The 1,440-nt window shown below is 56.7% G+C and carries 3 protein-coding genes; all 3 read right to left on the bottom strand.

The window, feature by feature from the left end:
- The coding region (locus JHD07_RS10400) for a hypothetical protein (RefSeq protein WP_291621652.1) at nt 1–907 on the bottom strand (907 nt) is incomplete at its 3' end.
- Nucleotides 908–936: 29 nt separating this feature from the next.
- Entirely contained in the window at nt 937–1,197 is a 261-nt protein-coding gene (locus JHD07_RS10395; RefSeq protein WP_291621650.1) for a hypothetical protein, read from the bottom strand.
- A 34-nt stretch (nt 1,198–1,231) separates the two neighbouring features.
- Nucleotides 1,232–1,440: hypothetical protein (locus tag JHD07_RS10390; protein WP_291621648.1), on the bottom strand; the 209-nt coding region annotated here is incomplete at its 5' end.

Below are 1,440 nucleotides of genomic sequence, written 5' to 3'. Positions count from 1 at the left end.
ACTCGATGATGCGCAGCGGCAGTACCGGCTTCAGCAGGTAGTCTTCGAGCTTGCGGAACAACTCGCCGCAGATGTTCGAGCGCGGGGCTTTGAAGTTGTACATCTTGATGAGCGTGCCGCCGGAGACCTTGCGCTCACGCGGGGCGCACAGCTCGCCAGACTTGGCGGCTGTCTTCGGGACCAACGCCAGAGGCTCGGTTCCCGCCGTCATGACGTTGTTGTCCGTACCGACCAGATACTTCCACGACGGCTTGGACTTGTGGGGGAAGAAACAGAAGATCGTAAAAGCCCACTCATGCGGCTTCGGGTTCATGTCGTCCGGCACGCGGGAGACGATAAGCTGCATCTTGCGATTGTCGCCGCAAAAAGGGAGCACGCCGGTGCCTCCCATATTGAAGCGGCCCTGCGTGAACTCCACCGCGCCTTTGTAGGCGCCCTCGGCGCTGCCGAAGATCAAGGAGCAGAACGTCTTGGGGAAGTCCTCGGCCAACTGGCCCTCGCCCGCGTCGTAGAGCGAGATTGACGGGAGGCTCTTCGTGCCGGTGGCGTAGAGAACCATCGACTCTTCAGCGAGCTTGCGGATGTCCACCTTGTCGTCGGTCAGGTCCCCGAAGAACTTCTTCACGGCCGCCGGCATGTTCTCCGGCGCCTGCGGGGTGCGGGGGTTAATGCCTGCCGCGCGAACCTTACGCATCAAGATGGCGTCGATCGCGTTGGTGATCTTCTCGACCAGAGCCGCAGCGGCGGTGCTCTGCTGGGCATGCACCACCGACTGGTTGTTCGGCATGTCGCCCAGATAGCGCCAGCGCTTCTCGTCCTCCAACAAACCCTTTTTGGTCAGGATTTCCAGCGCGGCCTCCTCAGTCTCGGCCGCCAGAAGCTGATCCAAAAGCTGCTTATCCTGCACGTGTAGCCCCTCCCCAAGTTGTTGAAATATCAATCCAACTTGAACTCGACTGACTCTTTGCCGCCCGACGAGGACATGCGCGCCTTGAGCGCGTCGACCTCTTTATTCAGCGCCCTGACGATCTTTTGGACGTCTGAATCATCGAACTGGTAGGCGTTTTTATTGCCCAGTTTGCCAATAATCCTGATAGCTTTGATAGCATTTACGGTCCGGCTTTCGGCCAGCTCGACGAACTTTTGGCGCTTCTCTTCCTTCGCTGCAGCGGCTTTCTTTTCGGTCTTTTCGAGCATTTGCACTCTTTCTTCTGGCATATAAATTACGACTTCAGGGAGCCGATGTAATTTCCTCTAAATTACACGAAATAAAGAGTCCAGGGGAATCTGGTTTGCGCAACAAAGATTCGCGCTCTGGGCGGCGGAGGCATGATTTTAACCCATCAACTCCGAAAATATTTCCAATGATCTTCGCGATTTTGTTTGAAATGTTGGGATTGTGCGTGTAAGTATCTGTCACGCTTCCGGAGTGGCCGGGGC

This window comes from Bradyrhizobium sp., assembly GCF_016462955.1.
Taxonomy (GTDB): Bacteria; Pseudomonadota; Alphaproteobacteria; order Rhizobiales; family Xanthobacteraceae; genus Bradyrhizobium.
Note: the sequence above shows the minus strand (reverse complement) of the source record. Positions and strands in the feature narration are given on the sequence as shown.